At 72.2% G+C, this 19,288-nt stretch carries 21 protein-coding genes; 11 read left to right on the top strand and 10 right to left on the bottom strand.

The features are described 5' to 3' along the window. The first annotated feature begins 9 nt into the window (after positions 1-9). The 7 genes from SM793_RS08315 to SM793_RS08285 all read left to right on the top strand — a co-directional run bounded on the left by SM793_RS08315 (position 10) and on the right by SM793_RS08285 (position 4,764). Complete coding sequence (locus SM793_RS08315) at positions 10-1,098, top strand: N-6 DNA methylase (protein WP_320437409.1); 1,089 nt, start codon at positions 10-12, stop codon at positions 1,096-1,098. A gap of 168 nt (positions 1,099-1,266) precedes the next feature. Next, complete coding sequence (locus SM793_RS08310) at positions 1,267-2,187, top strand: hypothetical protein (protein WP_320437408.1); 921 nt, start codon at positions 1,267-1,269, stop codon at positions 2,185-2,187. Between the two features lie 30 nt (positions 2,188-2,217). Continuing rightward, positions 2,218-2,430, top strand: coding sequence for a hypothetical protein (locus SM793_RS08305; protein ID WP_320437407.1), 213 nt, complete (start codon positions 2,218-2,220; stop codon positions 2,428-2,430). A gap of 74 nt (positions 2,431-2,504) precedes the next feature. Continuing rightward, a complete protein-coding gene (locus tag SM793_RS08300) occupies positions 2,505-3,377 on the top strand; it encodes a hypothetical protein (protein ID WP_320437406.1) in 873 nt (290 codons plus the stop codon). Between the two features lie 35 nt (positions 3,378-3,412). Beyond that, positions 3,413-3,727: a hypothetical protein gene (locus SM793_RS08295; protein ID WP_320437405.1), complete on the top strand. Its 315-nt coding sequence runs from the start codon at positions 3,413-3,415 to the stop codon at positions 3,725-3,727. 4 nt (positions 3,728-3,731) lie between these two features. Continuing rightward, complete coding sequence (locus SM793_RS08290) at positions 3,732-4,151, top strand: hypothetical protein (protein ID WP_320437404.1); 420 nt, start codon at positions 3,732-3,734, stop codon at positions 4,149-4,151. A 61-nt stretch (positions 4,152-4,212) separates the two neighbouring features. Next, positions 4,213-4,764, top strand: coding sequence for a hypothetical protein (locus SM793_RS08285; RefSeq protein ID WP_320437403.1), 552 nt, complete (start codon positions 4,213-4,215; stop codon positions 4,762-4,764). 403 nt (positions 4,765-5,167) lie between these two features. On the opposite strand, the gene SM793_RS08280 is transcribed toward SM793_RS08285, so the two are convergent. Continuing rightward, the gene (locus SM793_RS08280; protein WP_320437402.1) at positions 5,168-6,259 is read right to left on the bottom strand and encodes a hypothetical protein; all 1,092 of its coding nucleotides are present in this window, start codon (positions 6,257-6,259) and stop codon (positions 5,168-5,170) included. 135 nt (positions 6,260-6,394) lie between these two features. Between SM793_RS08280 and SM793_RS08275 the strand changes: the two genes are divergently transcribed. Then, positions 6,395-6,598 (top strand): DUF6349 family protein, encoded by a 204-nt coding sequence (locus SM793_RS08275; RefSeq protein ID WP_320437401.1) that lies wholly within the window; start codon positions 6,395-6,397, stop codon positions 6,596-6,598. Positions 6,599-7,493: 895 nt separating this feature from the next. Next, on the top strand, positions 7,494-8,396 hold the full coding sequence (locus SM793_RS08270) for a 1-aminocyclopropane-1-carboxylate deaminase/D-cysteine desulfhydrase (RefSeq protein ID WP_320437400.1): 903 nt from the start codon (positions 7,494-7,496) through the stop codon (positions 8,394-8,396). A 42-nt stretch (positions 8,397-8,438) separates the two neighbouring features. Here SM793_RS08270 and SM793_RS08265 read toward each other — a convergent pair whose 3' ends face one another. Together SM793_RS08265 and SM793_RS08260 are read right to left on the bottom strand one after the other, a co-directional pair. Next, positions 8,439-10,037, bottom strand: a complete 1,599-nt coding sequence (locus SM793_RS08265; protein ID WP_320437399.1) for an LCP family protein — start codon at positions 10,035-10,037, stop codon at positions 8,439-8,441. A gap of 148 nt (positions 10,038-10,185) precedes the next feature. Then, a complete protein-coding gene (locus SM793_RS08260; RefSeq protein ID WP_078880288.1) occupies positions 10,186-10,659 on the bottom strand; it encodes a MarR family winged helix-turn-helix transcriptional regulator in 474 nt (157 codons plus the stop codon). Between the two features lie 81 nt (positions 10,660-10,740). Between SM793_RS08260 and SM793_RS08255 the strand changes: the two genes are divergently transcribed. After that, the gene (locus SM793_RS08255; RefSeq protein ID WP_320437398.1) at positions 10,741-11,784 is read left to right on the top strand and encodes an NADP-dependent oxidoreductase; all 1,044 of its coding nucleotides are present in this window, start codon (positions 10,741-10,743) and stop codon (positions 11,782-11,784) included. A 358-nt stretch (positions 11,785-12,142) separates the two neighbouring features. Then, complete coding sequence (locus SM793_RS08250; protein WP_320437397.1) at positions 12,143-12,637, top strand: DUF3145 domain-containing protein; 495 nt, start codon at positions 12,143-12,145, stop codon at positions 12,635-12,637. A 274-nt stretch (positions 12,638-12,911) separates the two neighbouring features. On the opposite strand, the gene SM793_RS08245 is transcribed toward SM793_RS08250, so the two are convergent. From SM793_RS08245 to SM793_RS08215, 7 genes are all read right to left on the bottom strand, one after another. Further along, the gene (locus SM793_RS08245) at positions 12,912-13,766 is read right to left on the bottom strand and encodes a ferritin-like domain-containing protein (protein ID WP_320437396.1); all 855 of its coding nucleotides are present in this window, start codon (positions 13,764-13,766) and stop codon (positions 12,912-12,914) included. Continuing rightward, positions 13,763-14,569, bottom strand: a complete 807-nt coding sequence (locus tag SM793_RS08240) for a ferritin-like domain-containing protein (protein WP_320437395.1) — start codon at positions 14,567-14,569, stop codon at positions 13,763-13,765. Before SM793_RS08240 ends, SM793_RS08245 begins: the two co-directional genes overlap by 4 nt. Before the next feature lie 153 nt (positions 14,570-14,722). After that, positions 14,723-15,745, bottom strand: a complete 1,023-nt coding sequence (locus SM793_RS08235; RefSeq protein WP_320437394.1) for a zinc-binding dehydrogenase — start codon at positions 15,743-15,745, stop codon at positions 14,723-14,725. Positions 15,746-15,828: 83 nt separating this feature from the next. Then, positions 15,829-16,413 carry a helix-turn-helix domain-containing protein gene (locus tag SM793_RS08230; RefSeq protein WP_320437393.1) on the bottom strand — a complete coding sequence of 195 codons (585 nt, stop codon included), beginning with the start codon at positions 16,411-16,413 and terminating at the stop codon, positions 15,829-15,831. 102 nt (positions 16,414-16,515) lie between these two features. Beyond that, complete coding sequence (locus SM793_RS08225) at positions 16,516-16,908, bottom strand: CBS domain-containing protein (protein ID WP_320437392.1); 393 nt, start codon at positions 16,906-16,908, stop codon at positions 16,516-16,518. Positions 16,909-17,038: 130 nt separating this feature from the next. Then, positions 17,039-18,586, bottom strand: coding sequence for a DEAD/DEAH box helicase (locus tag SM793_RS08220; protein WP_320437391.1), 1,548 nt, complete (start codon positions 18,584-18,586; stop codon positions 17,039-17,041). 370 nt (positions 18,587-18,956) lie between these two features. Next, positions 18,957-19,160 (bottom strand): cold-shock protein, encoded by a 204-nt coding sequence (locus SM793_RS08215; RefSeq protein ID WP_030918248.1) that lies wholly within the window; start codon positions 19,158-19,160, stop codon positions 18,957-18,959. Positions 19,161-19,288 lie beyond the last annotated feature (128 nt).

Genomic DNA, 19,288 nt, shown 5'->3' with positions numbered 1-19,288 from the left:
CAAACCGTCATGAAGCGAACCCAGCAGCTCAACCTCTTCGCCCCGGCCGTCGTGGAGGACGACGAGGACGAGTGCGACCTCTTCCAGCCGAGGGACGAGCCCCGCCCACGCCCGGTGCGGACGCCGCCGGCGGCCCCCGTGGCCTCGAGCAAGCTCACACCTGCCCCGAAGCCCGCCCCGAAGCGGGCGGCCCGCCGCTACGCCGTACCCCGAGGCACCAGCCCGCACGCAGCGGCCCGCCGCACCGCCGAAGCCGTCGTCGACGCCTGGCACCGCAACCACGGCGGCAGCCGGATGGAGATACCCGTCGGCGTGGTCGCGGCCCTGTCCTTGTGGCCGCTCAAGGGCGACGACGCGCACCTGCAGACCGACTGGATACTCGGCCTAGACACCAAGGACCTCCTCCAGCTGATGCGCGAGTGCTGGGCCTACTGGTGGCTGCGCCGTCCCGACCTCGCCAACCGGGCTCTGCCGATCTGCACGTGGATGGAGGAGGCGCTGAGCGACCACGAGCTGTCCTGCGTCAAGGCGGTCGCCCACGCCGCGATCACCAACAGCCTGCTGGAGCTCACCGGCTCCTCCATGGACCCCTACGACCTCGCCGAGTGCGACCTGATGTCGTGGACGATCACCGGTCTGCGCAGTCATGGCGCCCGCGAGGGACTGGGGGAGTATCACACCCCGCCGGAGGTTTGCGAGCTGATGGCGCGGATGGAACTCGGGGACTGCTCCCAGGTCGGGCCCGGGTTCAGCATCTGCGACCCGGCCGCCGGCACCGGGGGGATGGTGCGCGCCGCCGCCCAGCTGATGCGCGAGCACCAGGTCGACCCGCGGACCTGCCGCTGGCATCTGGCCGACATCGACCCCATCGCCGCCGCCGGGGCCGCGACGAACATGATCCTCTGGGATTTGGGCCCGCACACCACGGTCTGGTGCGGGGACACCCTGGCGCAGGCGGACACCGAGCGGCGGGCGCTGGAGGAGAAGGCCGCGATCTTCAAGCACCGGGACGGTGTGGTGCGAGACATGACCATGCTGGCGGCGATCGGCGGGGCCGAGCGGATGGTGGCCGGTGCGGTGGCGGCGCAGGCCGCCTGACCGGGGAAGGCGAGTGGACACCCAATCAAAGAGAGTATAGAATCTAAGCACAAGGCAGGGGGGGTGGATGAAAGTCGAACCCGCCCCCTTCTGACCCAAATGAGTATTGAATCTAATCAAAGTGGGGGTGGGTCGGCAACGGGTCGACCCACCCCGGAGGAGCCAGCCGTGATCATCACCGCCACCACCCTCGCTATCGCCTTCGACGACCTCGCCAACATGCTCGACGGCTACCGCCCCGCCCCGCAGCCCGGCGACGACCTGACCGTCCAACGCCTCACCAACCCCGCAGGCCGCACCATCAGCGCCCGGGCCCGCACCGAAGGAACGACCCTCCAGCTCTGGATCACCGCCCCCCGCACCCCAGCCGCGGCGCCGAGCCCCGACCGGCCGCGCCCGCTCCGCCCCGGCCGCAACTACCACACGGTCCTGAACCTCCTCGACCTCGACGGCGACCCCGCCCAGACCATCCACAGCGTCCTCACTCGCGACCTTCTCCCCGTCTTCGACGCCAAGCCCTACTACGTCGGCCACCGCCCCTGGGACGCTGCCGCAACCGCCGCCCGCCGCCCCAACTGGCAGACGACCCGCGACACCGACGACGAGCCGGACCAGAACGACACCGACACACTCACGGACCCGGGCGCCGACGCAGCCGAGGCCGACGCCGCACAGCCGACCCAGGCGGCAGCGTCAGAGCCGACCGGCTCCGCCGAGACCAACGCCGACCCGGCTCAGCCGTCCGTCGCCGAGATCACCCAGCCCGCCCGCACGCCGGAGCCGACCCCGGCCCCGGCCGCGAAGAAGACCACCCCCGCGAGGAAGGCCGCCCCCGCCAAGAAGGCCACGCCGACGAAGACGGCCTCCGCGAAGAAGCCCCCGGCCGCCAAGAAGGCCACCGCCGCGAAGAAGGCCGCCCCCGCGAAGAAGGCCACGGCCGCGAAGCCGGACCCGGCGCCCGCGAAGAAGGCCCCGGCCGTGAAGAAGCCCGGCCCGGCCAGGCCATCGACCCCCGCAGCCAAGACGGACACCCCCACCGCCGGCACCCGCCCCCGCAAGTCCACCGCCAAGACCACCAGCCCGAGCTGACCGCCAGTCGACCTGCCGAAGGAGCCGACCGTGGCCCACCTACTGGCCGACGCCAACCCCGACTACAGCCGCAAATGCCGCTACGCCCAACGCGGCTGCACCTGCTACCGCTACGCCGGCACCAGCGCCGCCGCGAAGAAGCTCCGACGCCGAGCACAGCGACACACCGAGGCCCGGCAAGTCGCCCGCGACACACAGCACCTGGCCACCACCTCGCGTGGCCGCCGAACCTCCACCCCCTGAATCACCAGGCCCTCCCGCAACCCCGGGGGCGCACCCCGCGCCCCCGGAACCCGGACCGCCAGAAGGGACATCCCGTGATCGACACCACCGTGGGCCAACTCGCCAGCCTCGCCCTCCATCGCAGAAGAATCACCACCAGCAACGGCGGCCGAGCCCCCTACCTCGTAGTCGCACTGCCCGGCGGCACCGAGATACGGATCTCCGACGACCGCGCCGACATCACCATCACCCCGGACCAGCTCACCGGCCTCACCGCGACCCACCACCTCGGCGACCCCGAAACCAACCCCGGCCACGCCGTCACCATCCACCAACGCGCCCTCGGCGACACCAGCCCGGCCAACGCCATCGAAGCCCTCGCCCACGACGTGTCCACCTACATCACCCGGTGGAACTCCACCCCGGCGGCCCGCCACCCCGAACGCCCCATCAACGAGTTCGGCGCCATGGACCTCCCCAGCCGCTGGCTGCGCCCCGGCGACATCATCGTGCACACCGCCACCGGCCACGAATCCGTCGTCACCCACATCCACCACCTCGGGCGCAGCGAGTACCGCCGCACCACCCGGACCGTCACTCCGCCCACCCGCGGCGGCATGAAGGCCCTCCCCGACACCTGGTGGCAGTTCCCCACCACCTTTCGCCCCACCGGCAACACCCCCGTCACCGTCTACGCGCACCGCCACATCGACCCCAACAGCCTCCCGCCGATCCCGTACCCGCCCGTTCCGGCGCGCCTCGCAGACGGGGACCACATCGTCCACGACGGCGAGATCTGGGGGCGCACCGGCGGCTTCTGGTTCAACCAGAACCGCCGCCGCAACACCCCGCCCGTCACCGACGAAGTCGCCCGGCGCTGGTTCACCGAGCACGCGTCGCTCCGCAAGGGCATCCCGGTCCACCAGCCCGCCCACCCGGCCACCACCGTCCGCGCGGTGACCGCGTGAACGACCTCGACCGCCTCCTCCGAGACGGAACGCCGATGGCAGGCCAAGCCCTCTACCAGACGCTCCACGCCAACGCCATCCCCGTCGAACTGCTGGACACCGCCGGAGGCTACTGGGTCCTGGTCCTCTACCTCGACACGGGCGAGGTGCGGATCAGCGACATCAACTCGCACACCACCAACCCCATCGCCGACCACCCGGGCTGGATCGCGAACTTCTACCGGGAGAGCGACAAGGAACGCGCGGATCCCTTCCCGATCTATGAGTCCCCCGGACTCCCGTACGCCGCCGACACCGAAGCCTGCGTCCGAGCCGTCAGCGACTGGCTCACCACCTACACCAAGGACTGACCCGATGCCGCTCAACCTGACCACCCGCCGCAACGCCGAGTCCGCAACGACGGCCGTGGACCGCCTCGATGACCTCGAACTCCACTCTCCCCGGCCCTACCCCGGCTCCGATGTTCTGTGGGAGGACCTGGCCTGCGTCCGGGCCGGATGCGACTGGACCGGAGCCCTCTTCTACTCCCACCTTCGCGCGAGCCGGGGCCACAACCGCCGGCATGTCGGCTGCACCGGAACCCCCGGCACCTACTCCGTTCAGCGCCCCGACGACGAGATCACCCAGCGACTCGCCGACGCCTTCCCGGGCGTCGACTTCACGCTCACCACCGACAACACCGGCCGGACCATCACCTGGACCGGCGGCCCCGAACCCCTCCACGTCACCGCCCGGATCGGAACCCACCAGGGCACCTGCAACCGCCTGCCGTAGCCGGCACCCAACCCGGCCGGGCGGCCCAGCCGCCCGGCCCCAATACCCCTGGACCCCACCCGTGGAGATCGACCTCACCGACCTGCCCCTCGACCTCGTCCCCGTGATCACCGCCCGCACCCGCCGCGAACTCGAACAAGCCGCCCCCTCCCTCCCCGAAGCCCACGCCCGAGACGCCACCCGCATCACCCACCGGCCGTTCGGCAACGGCTGGGCCTACGTCCGCTGGACCAACCTCCACCACAACGGCACCACCATCCACAACGCCCGCCACATCCTCACCAGCGACCCCGAACACCGCTGGTGGTCCCTCCCCGTCCACCCCCGCTCCCCGTACTACCTGTTCAACCCAGCCAACGGACACCCCGTCGACGGCTCAGCCCGCCCCTATCCCCACCCCGTCACCCCCGACGACACCGACCCCCTCGGCCTGTGCCCCCACTGCGGATCACGCGGCCAGCACCCCGCCCGCTGCGCCCCCGACGACCCCGACCGCCACCACGAACACCACCGCTACCCCCACGGCCGCCCCTGGAAATACACCCCCTGCCCCAAGAACTGCCAGCCCATCACCGACACCCGCCGCCTCTTCACCCCGGAGCGCCAACCGTGACCCACCACACCTACACCGGCCACACCGACTACTGCACCGAAGACGGCTGGTTCCCCGGCCCCCACGTCACCGACGCCCCGATCCTCACCGTCACCCCCATCACCTTCGAGGCCCCCACCCAGCCCGCCGTTCGCCTCACCGTCGCCAACCCCCGCCCGACCGGCCCCCGCGAGCTGACCACCGCCCAGTGGGGAACCCCCGCCACCTGGCAGCCCCACCGACACCCCGACCACGACCGCGCCACCCACATCGTGACCGCCCTCACCACCGCCGGCATACCCGCCCAACTCCACCACGCGTATCGCTCCAGCGGGGCCAAGCTGATCAAATCCGACGAGGCCCGCCGCAGACGCTCCTGCAGCGGGCCTGAATGGCGGGGCACACCCTCGGGTGCGGCTCTGAGTCAGTTCGCGACGCTGAAGTCGCCGCCCACCGGTGCGGCGATCTTGTCCACGCCGGTCAGGGCCGTGAGGCTGGTGACGGGGGTGCTGCTGTCGGTGGTAGTGCCGTTGCCGAGCTGCCCGGAGTCGTTGTTGCCCCAGGAGCGGACCGTGTTGTCGCCAAGCAGGGCGATGGTGTGCTCCCGGCCGCCGTCCACCAGTTGGACGCCGGCCAGGCCGGGCACCGGAACGGGCTTGTTCCGGTTGTCGGTGGTGCCGTCGCCGAGTTGGCCCGACGTGTTCTGCCCCCAGGCGAGGAGAGCGTTGTCACTGCCGGTCACGGCGAGGCTGTGGTTGCCGCCAGCGGCGATCTGCGACACCGTGCCGCTGCCCAGCGCCGCGTCCACGGGGGCGTATCGGCTGCTCGTACTTCCGTCGCCGAGCTGGCCGGTGGCGTTGTAACCCCACGCCTTGACCGCGTTGTCGCCCACCAGGGCGAGGTTGTGGCTGGCACCTGCGGCGATCCGGGTCACCCCGGTCAGGCCGGTGACCTGAGCCGGAACGTTCCGGGTGGCCGAAGTTCCGTCGCCCAACTGTCCGTTGACGTTGTGACCCCAGGCCCAGACCGTGCCGTCCTCGCGCAGCGCCAGGCTGTGGCTGAGGCCGGCGGCGATCGCGATCACCTTGTTGAGGCCCTCGACCCGGACCGGGACGCTGCTGTCCCTGTTAGTGCCGTTGCCGAGCTGACCGTACTTGTTCTCCCCCCAGGCGACGACGGTATTGTCGGCCAGCAGCGCGAGGCTGTGTGTACCGCCGGCCGCAATGTCGGTGGCATTGGACAGGTTGACGACATGGCCGGGCGCATTGTTATCGAACACCGAGCCGTCGCCGAGCTGCCCGGAGCCGTTGGCTCCCCAGGCCCGAACGGTGCGGTCGGTCAGCAGGGCCAGGCCATGCCCGATCGCGGCTTCGGCGCCGCCGGCTGCGATCTTCACGACCTCGGCGCTAGTCAGCCCAATCACCGTGGTGGCGGTGGTGCGGAAGTCGGTCCGGGTGCCGTCGCCAAGCTGGCACGCACGGTTGTCGCCCCAAGCCTTGAGCTGCTTCTCCTGCACGTCATCTCCCGAGCATCGGTACGGTGGCCGCGAGAGGCTCCCCGTATGGGAGACCGCCCCAACGGCCTGTACTACCAATGCTGGTAGCTCCAGTGGTCGCGGCAGCACGCCAAACCGCGCTCATCACTCGAACGAGTGAGCAATCCTCGTGTATCCCGTCCAGTATGCGACGCCACCTTCCCGCCCGGCTGGTTCGACACCGGCGGCCCCCTCAAGGTGTGGACCACCACCGCCAACGACCGGCACGAGCACGGCCGAGCCCCGGGCGGCGGCTACCTCATCAAGGTCCACCGCCCTGCCCCCGAACCGGCCCACCACGAACAGCAGACCATCGTCTGAGCGGCCCACCTGCAATGAACCTGACCACGAACCGCCCCTCCACCGTCCTGGGCGGAGGGGCGTAGTCCGGCCCGCCTCAGGCCGCGGCCCCTCACCGAGGCCCACGCCCCCGGAACTGCTCAGCCGTCCTGCGCCCGGACGGGTCGTGCTGCTACCTTGATCGGCAGGACCCGGAAGGCGCCAACTACCTGGCGACGAGGACTGAGGGCACGGTCGGGCTGGCGGAGGCGTCGAACTTCGGTTGGGGAGTCTCTTGTCGACTGCTTCGAGGCGCCGAATCGCCGCAGGCCAGGCGCCAGCACCCTCGGAGGAGCCTGCAGAACCTCGGTTCTAGCGGACATTCAGCGGACGTGGCGTTGGTGAAAGGCCGTGAAAGCTAGTGAACGCCGACGAAGGGAAAGGGCCAGAAATGGCCTCTGACCTGGGAAAACGGGGAAAGGCAGAGTAAGGCAGTGAAGACCAGGTGAGCTCTCCGAAGGACTCATAATCCCTTGGTCGTGGGTTCGAGTCCCACCCGCCCCACCTCTCACGCCCGCGCGAGCGGCCCCCCGGCTGGGAAAACCCTAGGGGATCAAGCCCGCCGCCACGCCACGACGCGCCGGAATTCACCCGCTCGTGGGCATCGCCCGGCCACCCCGCCACCCCCTCCGTCCGAGGCCGGTGCTCCCGGACGCCGCTCCCCGGTCCACCGATCGGTTGATCCCTCCACCACCACCCGCGCCGGTCGCCGGGACCGTTCGGCCGATCCGCCGGCGGGGCCCCGTGCGGGCGGCTCGCAGCCGGCCGGGAGGACGTCCGGGGCGAGCGGAACGGCGGGAGGCAACGAGGACGTCTCCTTGGCCTGCCCGCCCTCCTTGGCCTGCCCGCCCCCACCGGTCGCCCGTAAGCTGGCCGGATGCTCGAATCCGCGCTGCTGCCGACCCCGCTGGCGGACTGCACCGACGAGGCGCTCGCCCGGGCCGGGGTGGAGCTGCGGCTCAAGCGGGACGACCTCGCGCACCCGCTGGTGCCGGGGAACAAGTGGCGCAAGCTCGCGCCGAACCTGGCCGCCGCCGTCGAGGGCGGCCACACCCGGCTGCTGACCTTCGGCGGGGCGTACTCCACCCATCTGCGGGCGGTCGCGGTGGCGGCCGCGGCGCTGGGCCTGGAGAGCGTCGGGCTGGTCCGCGGCGAGGAGCTGGCCGACCGGCCGCGCAACTGGTCGCTGCGGGCCGCGGAGGCGGCCGGGATGGAGCTGGTGTTCCTGACCCGGGCCGAGTACCGGGAGGCCGCCGGCCGGACCGGGGAGGGGGCGGGGTGGCGCTGGGGTCCCGGCCTGGTGCTGCCGGAGGGCGGCTCCAACGGCCTCGCGGTCACCGGCGCGGCGGAGATCGTGGCGGAGCTGGACGACCTGGGCGAGCGCGACGTGGTCTGCTGCCCGGTCGGCACCGGCGGCACACTGGCCGGGATCGCGGCCGGGCTGCCGCCGGGGGCGCGGGCGCTGGGCGTGGCGGTGCTGCGCGGCGGTGAGGGGTACCTGGAGGCCGAGGTGACCCGCCTGCACCGGGAGGCGTACGGGCGGGAGTTCGACGGCTGGCGGATCGACCACGGGCACCACGGCGGCGGGTACGGCCGGGTGCCGGCCGGGCTGGAGGAGTTCGCGGCCGGGTTCGAACGGCGGCACGGGATCGCCCTGGAACGCCGTTACGTGGCCAAGCTGCTGGCCGCCGTGCACGACCTGGCCGGGGCCGGCGCCTTCCCACCCGGCACCCGGCTGACGGCCGTGGTCACCGGTCTGCCCGACCCGGTCGGGCCGTAACAGCGCCCAGCCCCAGCCCCAGCCCGAGCCCGAGCCTCAGCCTCAGCCGAAGGTGAGGTTGGCGCAGGGGTCGGCGTCGGCGTTGCGGCTGTTCTCGGCGATCGCGCTGGGGACACCGCTGGGCAGCGGTCCGGTGGCGGCCGGCGGTCCGGTGGGAGCGCCGGTGGGAGCGCCGACGGGGGCACCGGTGGCGGCTCCCACGGCGGCGGGCGTGCCGCCGGCCACGGGCCGGGAGCCCGGACCGGTGCCGCCGGGCACGGGGCGGTAGTCGCGCCCGAGGGTGACCGTGACGCCCTCGGAGCCGGGCTCCACGGTCGTCCTGGCGCCGGGGAAGAGCGTGGCGAGCTGGTCGGCGACGGCCTTGTACGGCGGGTCGTAGGCGATCTCGGTGCGCAGCCGGCCGCCGGTGGTGGCGCCCAGCGAGACGTTGGTGAAGCCCTGCGCGCGGATCGCCGCGGAGCCCTGGCCGGCGAGTCCGTCGGTGCCGACGCCGTTGACCACGGTGACCGTGGTGGCGAGCTGCTCGGGGCTCAGCGGGGTCGCGGCCGGGGCGGGGGTCGCGGTGCCGTCGGTGGCGGCGGGCGTGGGGCCGGCGGTGTCGGCCTCCGGGACCAGGCCGGTGCTCTGGCCGTCCAGGGTGCGGTCCTCGCGGAGCAGCCGCCACAGGGTGTCCACGTCGGGGTGGACCAGGTCGACCCGGCCCTTCTGCACGACCGAGAACCGCCAGGGGGTGGTGACGAAGGTGATGTCGGACAGCTTGATCTGCTGCAGCGACTGCGCGAAGTCGACCAGCTTCATCGCGGTGCCGAGGCCCTCGTCGACGGTCAGCGAGCGGGTGGCGGCATCGGCGAGCGGGAGCAGGGTCGGCAGCGAGAAGCCCTGGGACTGGATCTTGCGGATCATCGAGGAGAGGAAGGCCTGCTGACGCTTCATCCGGCCGATGTCGGAGTTGTCGCCGATGCCGTAGCGGGCGCGGAGGTAGTCGACGGCCGGCTGTCCGGCGATCTTCTGCAGGCCCTTGCGGAGCTTGATGTCGTGCGAGTTGACGTCGTTGGGGACGCAGACCTCCACGCCGTTGATGGCGTCGGTCATCGCGGCGACGCCCTTGAAGTCGACCACGATGGTGTGGTCGATCCGCAGCCCGGTGAGCGACTCGACGGTGTTCTGGGTGCAGGCCGGGTTCCCCTTGGGGGACTCGCCGACGGTGAAGGCCTCGTTGAACATCTGGTTGGTCCGCGGCTTCGTCCAGTCGCCGCTGGGCAGCCGGCAGGAGGGGACGGTGACCAGGGTGTCGCGGGGGATGGAGACGCCGACGGCGTGCTTCCGGTCGGCGTAGACGTGCAGCAGGATCGCGGTGTCCGAATGGCCCACCCCCTCGTCGCCTCCGCCGAGGTCGGAGTTCCCGTCGTTGCGGGTGTCCGAGCCGAGCAGCAGGACGTTGACCGGGACCGAGGCCCCGGGAGCGGTGGGGACCGGTGCGGGCGGGCGCTCGGTGGCGACGCCGCCGGCGTCGAAGGTGCTGATGTTGGTGTCCAGCCGGTGGTAGAACCAGGCCCCGGCTCCGGCCACGCTCAGCACCAGGACGGCTGCGAGTCCTATGACGGTCCGTATGACACGCCGACGGCGCGAGCTGCCGCTCATCCTTCCCGTCCCCCCGTTTTCCGTTCTGGATTCCACCCGGCCGCCGGTCGGCGGGCGGGTGCCTCGTCTTCGAACGTTAGACGTCTCGGGAGAGTGTTCGGTTACCTCCGGTCGGCCGACAATTCGGAAGCCGGAGCTGTGATGCTCCTCACGCGCCGGGGCCGGTGGCGCCGGTGAGCATCCGGCGGAGCAGGTCGCGCAGCTGGGTCCGCTCCTCGGAGTCGAGCGCGGCGAGCGGCTCGCGGGCGAAGTTCAGCGACTCGCGGAGCTCCTCGGAGGCGCCCGCTCCGGTCTCGGTGGCGGCGACCAGCTTGACCCGGCGGTCCTGGAGGTCGGGCTGGCGGGTGACGAAGCCGCGGGTCTCCAGCCGGTCCACGATGCCGGTGATGTTGGAGGGCTCGCAGCTGAGCGTCTGGGCGATCTGGCGCATGGGCATCGGGCCGCGCCGCAGCAGTGCGAGGACCTTGGCCTGCGCTCCGGTGAGCGAGCGGGCGGCGGCGGCCTCCTCGTACTCGCGATGGAAGAGCGCGACCAGGTTGGCCATGAGATCGACGACCTCGCGGGTGATCTCGTCGGTCTGCGGTGCGGTGGCCCGGGTCGGCTGGGTGTCCATGGTTCCCATCATACCTGAACAGTTGACAACATGAACCTTTCATGCCCATTGTTACTTCACCGACTCAACCTTTTATGTGGGGAGATCATCATGGCCGCCGAGCCGACCGCCGCTCCGGAAGCCCCCGCCACCGCCCGCGAGTGGCACCTCGCCGCCCGCCCCGAGGGCTGGCCCGTCCCGACCGACTTCGCCCTGGTCGAGGCCCCGGTCCGGACCCCGGGCCCGGGCGAGATCCTGGTCCGCAACACGGACCTGTCGGTCGACCCCTACATGCGTGGCCGGATGAACGACGCGAAGTCCTACATCCCGCCGTTCAAGCTCGGCGCGGCCATGGACGGCGGCGCCGTCGGCCATGTCGTGGCCTCGGAGGCCGAGGGCTTCGCCCCGGGCGACGCGGTGCTGCACGGGCTCGGCTGGCGCGAGTACGCCACCCTGCCCGCCAAGCACGCGGTCAAGGTGCCGGAGATCGAGGGCGTCCCGCTCTCCGCCTACCTCGGCGTGCTCGGCATGCCCGGCCTGACCGCCTACGCGGGCCTGCTCTCGGTCGGCGCCCTCAAGGAGGGCGACCGGGTGTTCGTCTCCGGCGCGGCCGGCGCGGTCGGTTCGATCGTCGGCCAGATCGCGAAGCTCAAGGGCGCCTCGCTGGTGGTCGGTTCGGCCGGCTCGGCGGAGAAGGTCGAGCGGCTGACCGGGGAGTTCGGCTTCGACGCCGCCTTCAACTACAAGGACGGCCCGGTCGGCGAGCAGCTCGCCAAGGTCGCCCCGGAGGGCATCGACCTCTACTTCGACAACGTCGGCGGGGAGCACCTGGAGGCCGCGATCAACGCCCTGGGCGTGCACGGCCGGGCCGTGCTGTGCGGCGCGATCGCCCACTACAACGACACCGCCGCCGCCCCGGGCCCGCGCAACCTGATGCAGGTCATCGGCAAGCGGCTGCGCCTGGAGGGCATCCTGGTCGGCGACCACGACGCGCTCCGCCCGCAGTTCGTCGCCGAGGTCGGCGGCTGGCTCCAGGAGGGGAGGCTGCGCTCCGAGGAGACCGTGGTGGACGGCTTCGAGAACGCCGCGCAGGCCTTCCTGGACATGCTGCGCGGTGCCAACACCGGCAAGATGGTGGTCCGGCTGAAGGGCTGACGCCCCGTCGGACCGCGCTCCCGCCTCGTACCGGCCACCACCGGTGCGAGGCGGTTTGCATACCCGGCGGAGGGGATCAGGCCGCACTACCGCATTCCGGCCGGATCCGAAAGTGCGTCAGCAGCGGTGCGGGGAGGCGCGGTACGGTGGTCCCGCCTGGCGATGGGGCCGTTCGGGGGAGAGATCCCACCGGGGGGTGGACCTCGTTGCGGATTCGACTAGCATTGAGCAAAAGCCTGTCCGTTTTGCTCAATTTAGTGACTTAATGTCGGCTAACGTGGGTAACTGTGGATCAACTACGGGCACGAACGCGAGGCAGCTGGGGAAGGCGACCCTCGTCCACAGCCTGGAGGTCCCGGTGACGACACGTGGAGTCCTGTACGTCCACTCCGCGCCCCGCGCGCTGTGCCCGCACGTCGAGTGGGCCGTCGCGGGGGTGCTCGGTGTGCGGGTGAGCCTGGACTGGATCCGCCAGCCGGCCGCGCCCGGACACTGGCGCGCCGAGCTCTCCTGGCAGGGCGAGCCCGGCACGGCCTCGAAGCTCGCCTCCGCGCTGCGCGGCTGGCAGCTGCTGCGGTACGAGGTCACCAGCGAGCCCTGTGCCACGGCGGAGGGCGAGCGCTACAGCAGCACGCCCTCGCTCGGCATCTTCCATGCCGTCACCGGCATCCACGGTGACATCCTCATCCCCGAGGACCGGCTGCGCGCCGTCCTGCTGCGCGCCCGCAGCGAGGGGTCGGACCTGGAGGCCGAGATCGCCATGCTGCTCGGCAAGCCCTGGGACGACGAGCTGGAGCCCTTCCGCTACGCCGGCGAGGGCGCCCCGGTGCGCTGGCTGCACCAGGTGGTCTGACCCGCCGCGGGACGACGAGAGGAGGGGGGGGGGGGGGGGGGGGGGGGGGGGGGCCCCCCGCGCGGCCGCGCGGGGGCGGGGGGCGGGGGGGGGGGGGGGGGGGGGGCGGGGGGCGGCGGCGGCCGGCCCGCGGGGGGGGGGGGCCGGCGGCGCCCGCGCCCCCCCGGGGTCGCCCCCGGGGGTCCCCCCCGTTGTGCGGGGGGGGGGGGGGGGGGGGCGGGGGCGCCCCCCCCCCCCCCCCCCCGGCCCCCCCACCGGTCTATGGACGACCCGCTCAGACGGTGAGCAGGTCGGGATTGGCGGCCTTGTCGACGGGCAGGAAGTCGTCGGGCACGGGGTACTGGCCCAGCACGTAGTTGAGGATCGCGGCGTGCATCGCCTCGACGGGGGCGATGCTGGCGGCGGTGGCGATCCCGCCGGGGCCGGTGACGCTGTAGGCCGCGAACAGATAGGTCTGAGCGGCCTGGTCCTCCAGCGACAGGGCGAGCCTCGCGACCGTCGCGACGTCCGTGGCAGCGCCCAGGGCCTGGAGGGTGGCCGGCTGGTTGGACAGCGGCACATCCGTGATGGCGGGCTTGCCGGCACCGGTCAGGACCGAGTTCCAGACCTTGGCGTGGTCGGCGTGCTGGCCCATCGCGGTGGTGATGAAGCTCGCGACCGCCGGGGGGACGGTGCCGAGCCGGCCGGCCTTCGCGGCGTCCAGGGCTGCCCGGTAGGCGCCCACGGCCTGGTTCTCCAGCGCGGTGGCCAGCGCGACGACCTTCAGGTCACCGGTGTACTGCCCGGAAGCCGAGCCGGACGGCGAGCCCGGGACGGGCGCCGGCGCGCCGCTGCCGGAGCCCGTCGACCCGCTCGACCCGCCGGACCCGCTGGACCCGCTGGACCCGCTGCTGGAGCAGGCGGCCAGGGTCATCGCGGCGGCCACCCCACCGGCGCCGAGCAGGAACCGGCGCCGGCCCGGATCGCGCGGCCCACCGGCCCCACGGGCCCGGATCTCCGCCGCCAGGTCCACCGCCCCGGCCCGCATGGCCGGCAGTGTCTCCTGGTGCGCCTCGTGCAATTCGCGCGTCAGGCCCGCGAGTTCGCCCTCGCTGATGGGCAGCGCCCAGCCGCTCTCGGTGGTCGTCACTTCACGGCCCCTTCGCTGATCGGAGAAGCGTTATCGGTGCGCTGGAAGGCGTCGGGGAAGCCGACGCTGCCGGCCGCCGCCGGCAGCTTGGACGCGTCCACGGGGATGGTGACCAGGTCGGCGGCGTTGCCCGCCAGCAGCGCCTGCACCGCGAGCAGGGTGGCGCGGTGCTGGGCCTCCACCGGGGCCACCGAGGCGAAGAGCTTGCGCAGGTCGGCGTTGCTCACCTGGGACACGTTCCTGGTGTAGGTCTGCGCCGCCACGTCCTCCAGGGTGATGGCCAGCTTCACCACGTCCGCCGGGCCCTTGATGCCCGGCAGCATCTGGTCCACCACGGCCTTGTACTTGGGGTCCGGGCCGTTCTGGGGCCGGCCGCCGGCCTGGGTGGCGGCGGCGTTGAACGCCTGGGCGTGGGCCTGGTGCTGCTGCGTGGTCTTCGCGATGAACGCGGCCACCGTGGCGTTGCCGTCCTTGATGAACGGCAGTCCGGCCGCCGTCCGGTAGACGCTCACCGCCAGGTTCTCGATCGAGGCGGCGGTCTGCAGCGCCATGATGTCGTCGGCCATGGAGCCCGACGGCGACGGGCTGTCGGCGAAGGCCCGGCGCCCGCCGAGGAGCGCGACCGTCCCGGCCGCCGCGGCGAGCGCCCCGCCACGCTCCCACCACCGGCGCCGGACCGGCTCGACCGCCTGCCCGAAGTCGGCCAGCGCGCTTCGCGTGATCCGCGACGCGTCGCTGTCCAGGTCCTGCGACTGCTCGGTGAGTTCCACCAGCAGCCGGGTGTCGATGTGCTCTGGAGGCATCGTGCTCCTGTCCCGGCACGGAGCCCGCCACTCACGGGCTCGTTCGTCATGCCTTCGGCGTCACCGGCGGCCCGGCTTGCCCGACACCCCGGCGTTCACCCGTACGGGTGACGGGGCGCCTTCTGCCGACGAGCCCGCTCCGCGCCGACGGGCCTACGACTCGTGAACGTCGTCCGCGCCGCGGGTCGGAGCGGGTCCGTCGAGAGTGACGACCATCTTTCCCAGGGCCCGGCCCGCCTCCATCACCCGGTGGGCCTCCACGATCTCGTCGAAGCGGAAGACCCGGGTGGGGCGGGCCTTGAGGACACCGGCCTCGACCTGGGCGCAGATCGCGTCCAGCGGGACCGCCGAGAGCGGGAAGGCCGGGCTGCCCAGGACGAACGCACTGCCGAAGAAGCTGAGTTGGACCCCGCTGGGCAGGTCCGCGATCGGGTCGAACCCCGTCACCGGTGCGAATCCGCCGAGGAACCCGGCCTGGCAGACCCGACCGCGCGGCCCGACCGCACCGAGCGAGTCGCGCAGCACGGTGTTGCCCACGAGGTCGAGAAGCGCGTCGACGACCACGCCCCGCCGCTCGACCGCCGCCGCCAGGCGGCCGTCGTCGACCAGCACGGCGGTGGCCCCGAGTCCTTCGAGCAGGGGCGCGTGCGCCGGGTTGCGGGTGGTGGCGAGCACGCTCGCCCCGTGCTGGACGCCGAGGTTGACGGCGGCCTGCCCGAGTGCCGAGGTCGCGCCCCGGACCAGCAGGGTCTCCCCGGCTCGGAGCGCGAGGTTGCCGTGCAGGGCGCTGTACGCCGTGGCGTACACCTCGGGCACTGCGGCCAGATCGGCCCAGGGCAGCCGCGAGTCCACGGCCACGACGTTCGTCGCGGGGACAGTGACGAGCTCAGCGTAGCTGCCGTTGCGGGTCCGTCCCATGCCGCCGAGGATCGCCACCACCCTTGTCCCGGGCGGGAGTTCGCCGGACGGATCGGCCTCGACCAGGCCGGCGCACTCGATCCCCGGAACGGCCGCCACCTGACCCCAGGCGCCGCTGCGCATGTACGCCTCGGCGTGGTTGAGACCGAACGCCCTGACCCTGATGAGGATCTCGCCGGGCGCGGCCACCGGGTCGGGCAGTTCGGTGACGGTGAGCACCTCGGGGCCGCCGTGGGTGGATATGACAATGGCCTTCATGTCCGAACCTCATTCTTGATTGGTCATTCAAGTATTGGGCCGACGAAAGGGCCACCGCGCACGGCAGCCCTTCTGACGTGTGGTCAGGCGAGTGCGAGGAAGGCGTTGTCGACGATCGCCCGCAGGACCGCCTCGTCGGGGTTGGCCTTGCCGACGACCATGAGCCCCTGGCAGGTCGCGACCAGCAGTTTGGCGCTGCCGGCCGGGTCCAGCGCCGCCCGGACCTCGCGCCGGCGGACGGCGTTCTCCAGGGCGTGGGTCATGCACCGCTCCAGGCGGGCCAGGTGGCCGCGCACGACGGCCGCCGCCTCGTCGTCCTCGGCGGCCTTCTCGATCGCCGTGTTGACCAGGAGGCAGCCCTGGCGCCCTTCCGGGCCGAGCAGGTCGCGCACCAGCCCGTCGAAGTAGCCGCGGACCTCCGCCACCGACGCGCCGGGCGCATCCAGCTCGCCCAGCTTCTGCGGCACGACCAGCTTCGAGTAGCGCTCCAGGGACTTCACGAAGAGTGCGCGCTTGCCCCCCGGGAACGCACTGTAGATACTGCCGGGCTTGACACCCGTGGCCTTCACCAGGTCCTCGATGGACGTGGCCCGGTACCCGCGCTCCCAGAACCGCCGCATCGCCTGGTCGAGCACGGTGTCGGGGTCGAACTCACGGGGCCTGGGCATGGGAGGAACATACCTGAGCGACCATTCAAGAACAAGGGCCCGGAACGAGTCCGGCCCCACCGCTCGCGCGGTGGGGCCGGAACCCGACATCTTCGTCGGCCTCTACAGACTGAACAGCCCGACGGCGTGGCCGTCGTGGTCCACCACCGGCCACACGGCCAGCCCCCGGGCACGCATGGCGGCGACCGCCGCGGCGGCGGGCATGTCGGCGGTGGCGAACGGGCCACGGTCGAAGGCGGCGTCGCGGACCGGGATCCGCTCGGTGTGCCGGGAGCGGGCCTCGAACGGCGCGAGGTGCGCGCGGTTCAGCAGCCCCGCACAGCAGCCGTCGTCGTCGCGGACCAGGACGTGATCGGCGCCGGAGCTCCGCAGGATGTCGATCGCCACGTCGACCATGACGTCGTCACTGATCTGGAGTTCGGGGCGGCGCATCAGGTCGCCGACCGTGACGGTGGTCGCGGGGCGTTCAAGGGTGAGCGTTATGGCGGACTCCAAAGGGGTCGGTTCCGGCGGGGCCGGATCCGGCGCGGTCGGGGCACAAAGGTCGGGGCGCAGGGTCGGCGCACAAGGGTCGGGGCAGGAGCGGACACCACGTGTGTCCGCTCCTGCCCCGGGGGCCTGGACCCTAGACGGACGCGGTGGCGCGCCTGGGCGCCCGGCGGCGGCCCGCGCCACCCGCACCGGCACCCGTGCCGGTTCCGGTACCGCCCACGGGGCGGGCCGGGCGGCTGCGGCGGTTGCGGCTCGTGGACGCGCTGCGGCGCGACCGCTCGACGACGGGGGCCTCGATCACGACGGGGGTGCCGGTGGGCACCCGGGCGCCGGTGATGCGGGCCAGCTCCTCGTCGCCGGCGGTGACGCGGGTGGTGACGGGGGTGATGGCGGCGGTGGCCATCATCCGGGCCATGCCGCGGCGCTGGCTGGGCAGGACCAGGGTGACGACGGTGCCGGACTGGCCGGCCCGGGCGGTGCGTCCGCCGCGGTGCAGGTAGTCCTTGTGGTCGCTCGGCGGGTCGAGGTTGACGACCAGGTCGAGGCCGTCGACGTGGATGCCGCGGGCGGCGACGTTGGTCGCGATCAGCGCGGTGACCTGGCCGTTGCGGAACTGCTCCAGCGTGCGGTTGCGCTGCGGCTGGGACTTGCCACCGTGCAGGGCGGCGGCCTTCACGCCGTTGGCGAGCAGGTCGTCCACCAGGCGGTCGGCGCCGTCCTTGGTGTCGATGAACATGATCACCCCGCCGTCACGGGAGGCGATGTGCGCGATCGTGGCGTTCTTGTCGAAGTTCTGCACCTGCAGCACGTGGTGCTCCATGGTGCTGACCGCTCCGGCGGACGGGTCCACCGAGTGCGTCACCGGGTCCTTGAGGAAGCGCCGCACCAGACGGTCGACGTTGCGGTCCAGGGTCGCCGAGAACAGCATCGTCTGGCAGCCCTCGGCCACCTGCTCCAGCAGCTCGGTGACCTGCGGCAGGAAGCCCATGTCGGCCATCTGGTCGGCCTCGTCGAGGACCGTGATGCCGACCCCGTCCAGCTGGCAGTCGCCGCGCTGGATCAGGTCCTTGAGCCGCCCGGGGGTGGCCACCACGACCTCCGCGCCCCGGTTCAGGGTCTGCGCCTGGCGGCCGATCGACATCCCGCCGACGACCGTGGCCATCCGCAGCCGCACCGCATGGGCGAACGGGGTGAGGGCATCGGTGACCTGCTGCGCCAGCTCACGCGTCGGCACCAGCACCAGGGCCAGCGGGCGGCGCGGTTCGGCCTTCTGCCCGGCGGTCCTGGCCAGCACGGCGAGGCCGAACGCGATGGTCTTGCCGGAGCCGGTCCGGCCACGTCCGAGGACGTCCCGGCCGGCCAGCGAGTTCGGCAGCGTCGCGGCCTGGATCGGGAACGGCGCGGTGACGCCCTGGCGGGTCAGCACCGACAGCAGCGCCTTCGGCATCTCCAGCTCGTCGAAGGTCTCGACGGCCGGCAGCGACGGGGTGGTGCTCACCGGCATCGCGAACTCCCCCTGCAGGGAGGAACTCTGACGGGAGCCACGACCGCCGGAGGGCCGGTCGCCGTAGAAGGAACTGCCGCCGCCGGAGCGGGATCCGTAGGAACCGCCGGAGGAGCGGCGGGAGCCCTCGGAGCGGGAGTCGGTGTTCCGGTACGGGGAACGAGTGGAACGGTTCATGCGAAACCTTCCTTGGACGGCGCGTCGCAAGGAGGCTCCGCAGCGCAGAGCGCAGGCAGGAGGCCACAAGGAACGGGCCGAAAAGTGTGGAGAGCGGAGCGTGGACGGTAAAACCGTGCGGCACGTCACCTGCAGTCGGCGCTCACCGCGGGAAGCGGGAGCGCGGAACCTCGAACCGTGAGTTGTCACGGCAGGGCGCCGATCCGGACGCGGCGCTGGGCGTCTCACGTCGGGATGGGCCGCCGGTGGCGGAGCCAGGGGCCGGAACGGCCCGGGGTGCGCGTCGTGGCGCAATGCCGAGGAGCCCGCACCGGACATCATGTACGCGGTGCGGGCCCCTCGCTACCAGGCGGGTGCCGTGGCAGAAAAACTACAGCGGACGAATGTTCTCGGCCTGCGGGCCCTTCTGGCCCTGCGTGACGTCGAACTCGACCTTCTGGCCCTCGAGCAGCTCACGGAAGCCGTTGGCGTTGATGTTCGAGTAGTGGGCGAAGACGTCGGGGCCGCCACCCTCCTGCTCGATGAAGCCGAAGCCCTTTTCCGCGTTGAACCACTTCACAGTGCCATTAGCCATAAAAAATTCTCCTTCAAGGGGCTGTCCGGAACCCGCACAGCGCGCGCTCCGAGTCGCCGCGATGAGCACCCACCCGGGGAAGAGCCGGGAAACAAAAATGCGCCTGCCTAACACCAGCAGGCGCACAC

Origin of the sequence: Kitasatospora purpeofusca (assembly GCF_034043715.1) — a bacterium.
GTDB classification, from domain to species: Bacteria; Actinomycetota; Actinomycetes; order Streptomycetales; family Streptomycetaceae; genus Kitasatospora; species Kitasatospora purpeofusca_A.
Note: the sequence above shows the minus strand (reverse complement) of the source record. Positions and strands in the feature narration are given on the sequence as shown.

Bases quoted from the DNA above. Each gene is read 5' to 3' on its own strand.
- SM793_RS08315 (WP_320437409.1), top strand. From the start codon at position 10: ATGAAGCGAACCCAGCAGCTCAACCTCTTCGCCCCGGCCGTCGTGGAG.
- SM793_RS08295 (WP_320437405.1), top strand. From the start codon at position 3,413: ATGGCAGGCCAAGCCCTCTACCAGACGCTCCACGCCAACGCCATCCCC.
- SM793_RS08290 (WP_320437404.1), top strand. From the start codon at position 3,732: ATGCCGCTCAACCTGACCACCCGCCGCAACGCCGAGTCCGCAACGACG.
- SM793_RS08270 (WP_320437400.1), top strand. From the start codon at position 7,494: ATGCTCGAATCCGCGCTGCTGCCGACCCCGCTGGCGGACTGCACCGAC.
- SM793_RS08265 (WP_320437399.1), bottom strand. From the start codon at position 10,037: ATGAGCGGCAGCTCGCGCCGTCGGCGTGTCATACGGACCGTCATAGGA.
- SM793_RS08260 (WP_078880288.1), bottom strand. From the start codon at position 10,659: ATGGGAACCATGGACACCCAGCCGACCCGGGCCACCGCACCGCAGACC.
- SM793_RS08255 (WP_320437398.1), top strand. From the start codon at position 10,741: ATGGCCGCCGAGCCGACCGCCGCTCCGGAAGCCCCCGCCACCGCCCGC.
- SM793_RS08240 (WP_320437395.1), bottom strand. From the start codon at position 14,569: ATGCCTCCAGAGCACATCGACACCCGGCTGCTGGTGGAACTCACCGAG.
- SM793_RS08235 (WP_320437394.1), bottom strand. From the start codon at position 15,745: ATGAAGGCCATTGTCATATCCACCCACGGCGGCCCCGAGGTGCTCACC.
- SM793_RS08230 (WP_320437393.1), bottom strand. From the start codon at position 16,413: ATGCCCAGGCCCCGTGAGTTCGACCCCGACACCGTGCTCGACCAGGCG.
- SM793_RS08220 (WP_320437391.1), bottom strand. From the start codon at position 18,586: ATGAACCGTTCCACTCGTTCCCCGTACCGGAACACCGACTCCCGCTCC.
- SM793_RS08215 (WP_030918248.1), bottom strand. From the start codon at position 19,160: ATGGCTAATGGCACTGTGAAGTGGTTCAACGCGGAAAAGGGCTTCGGC.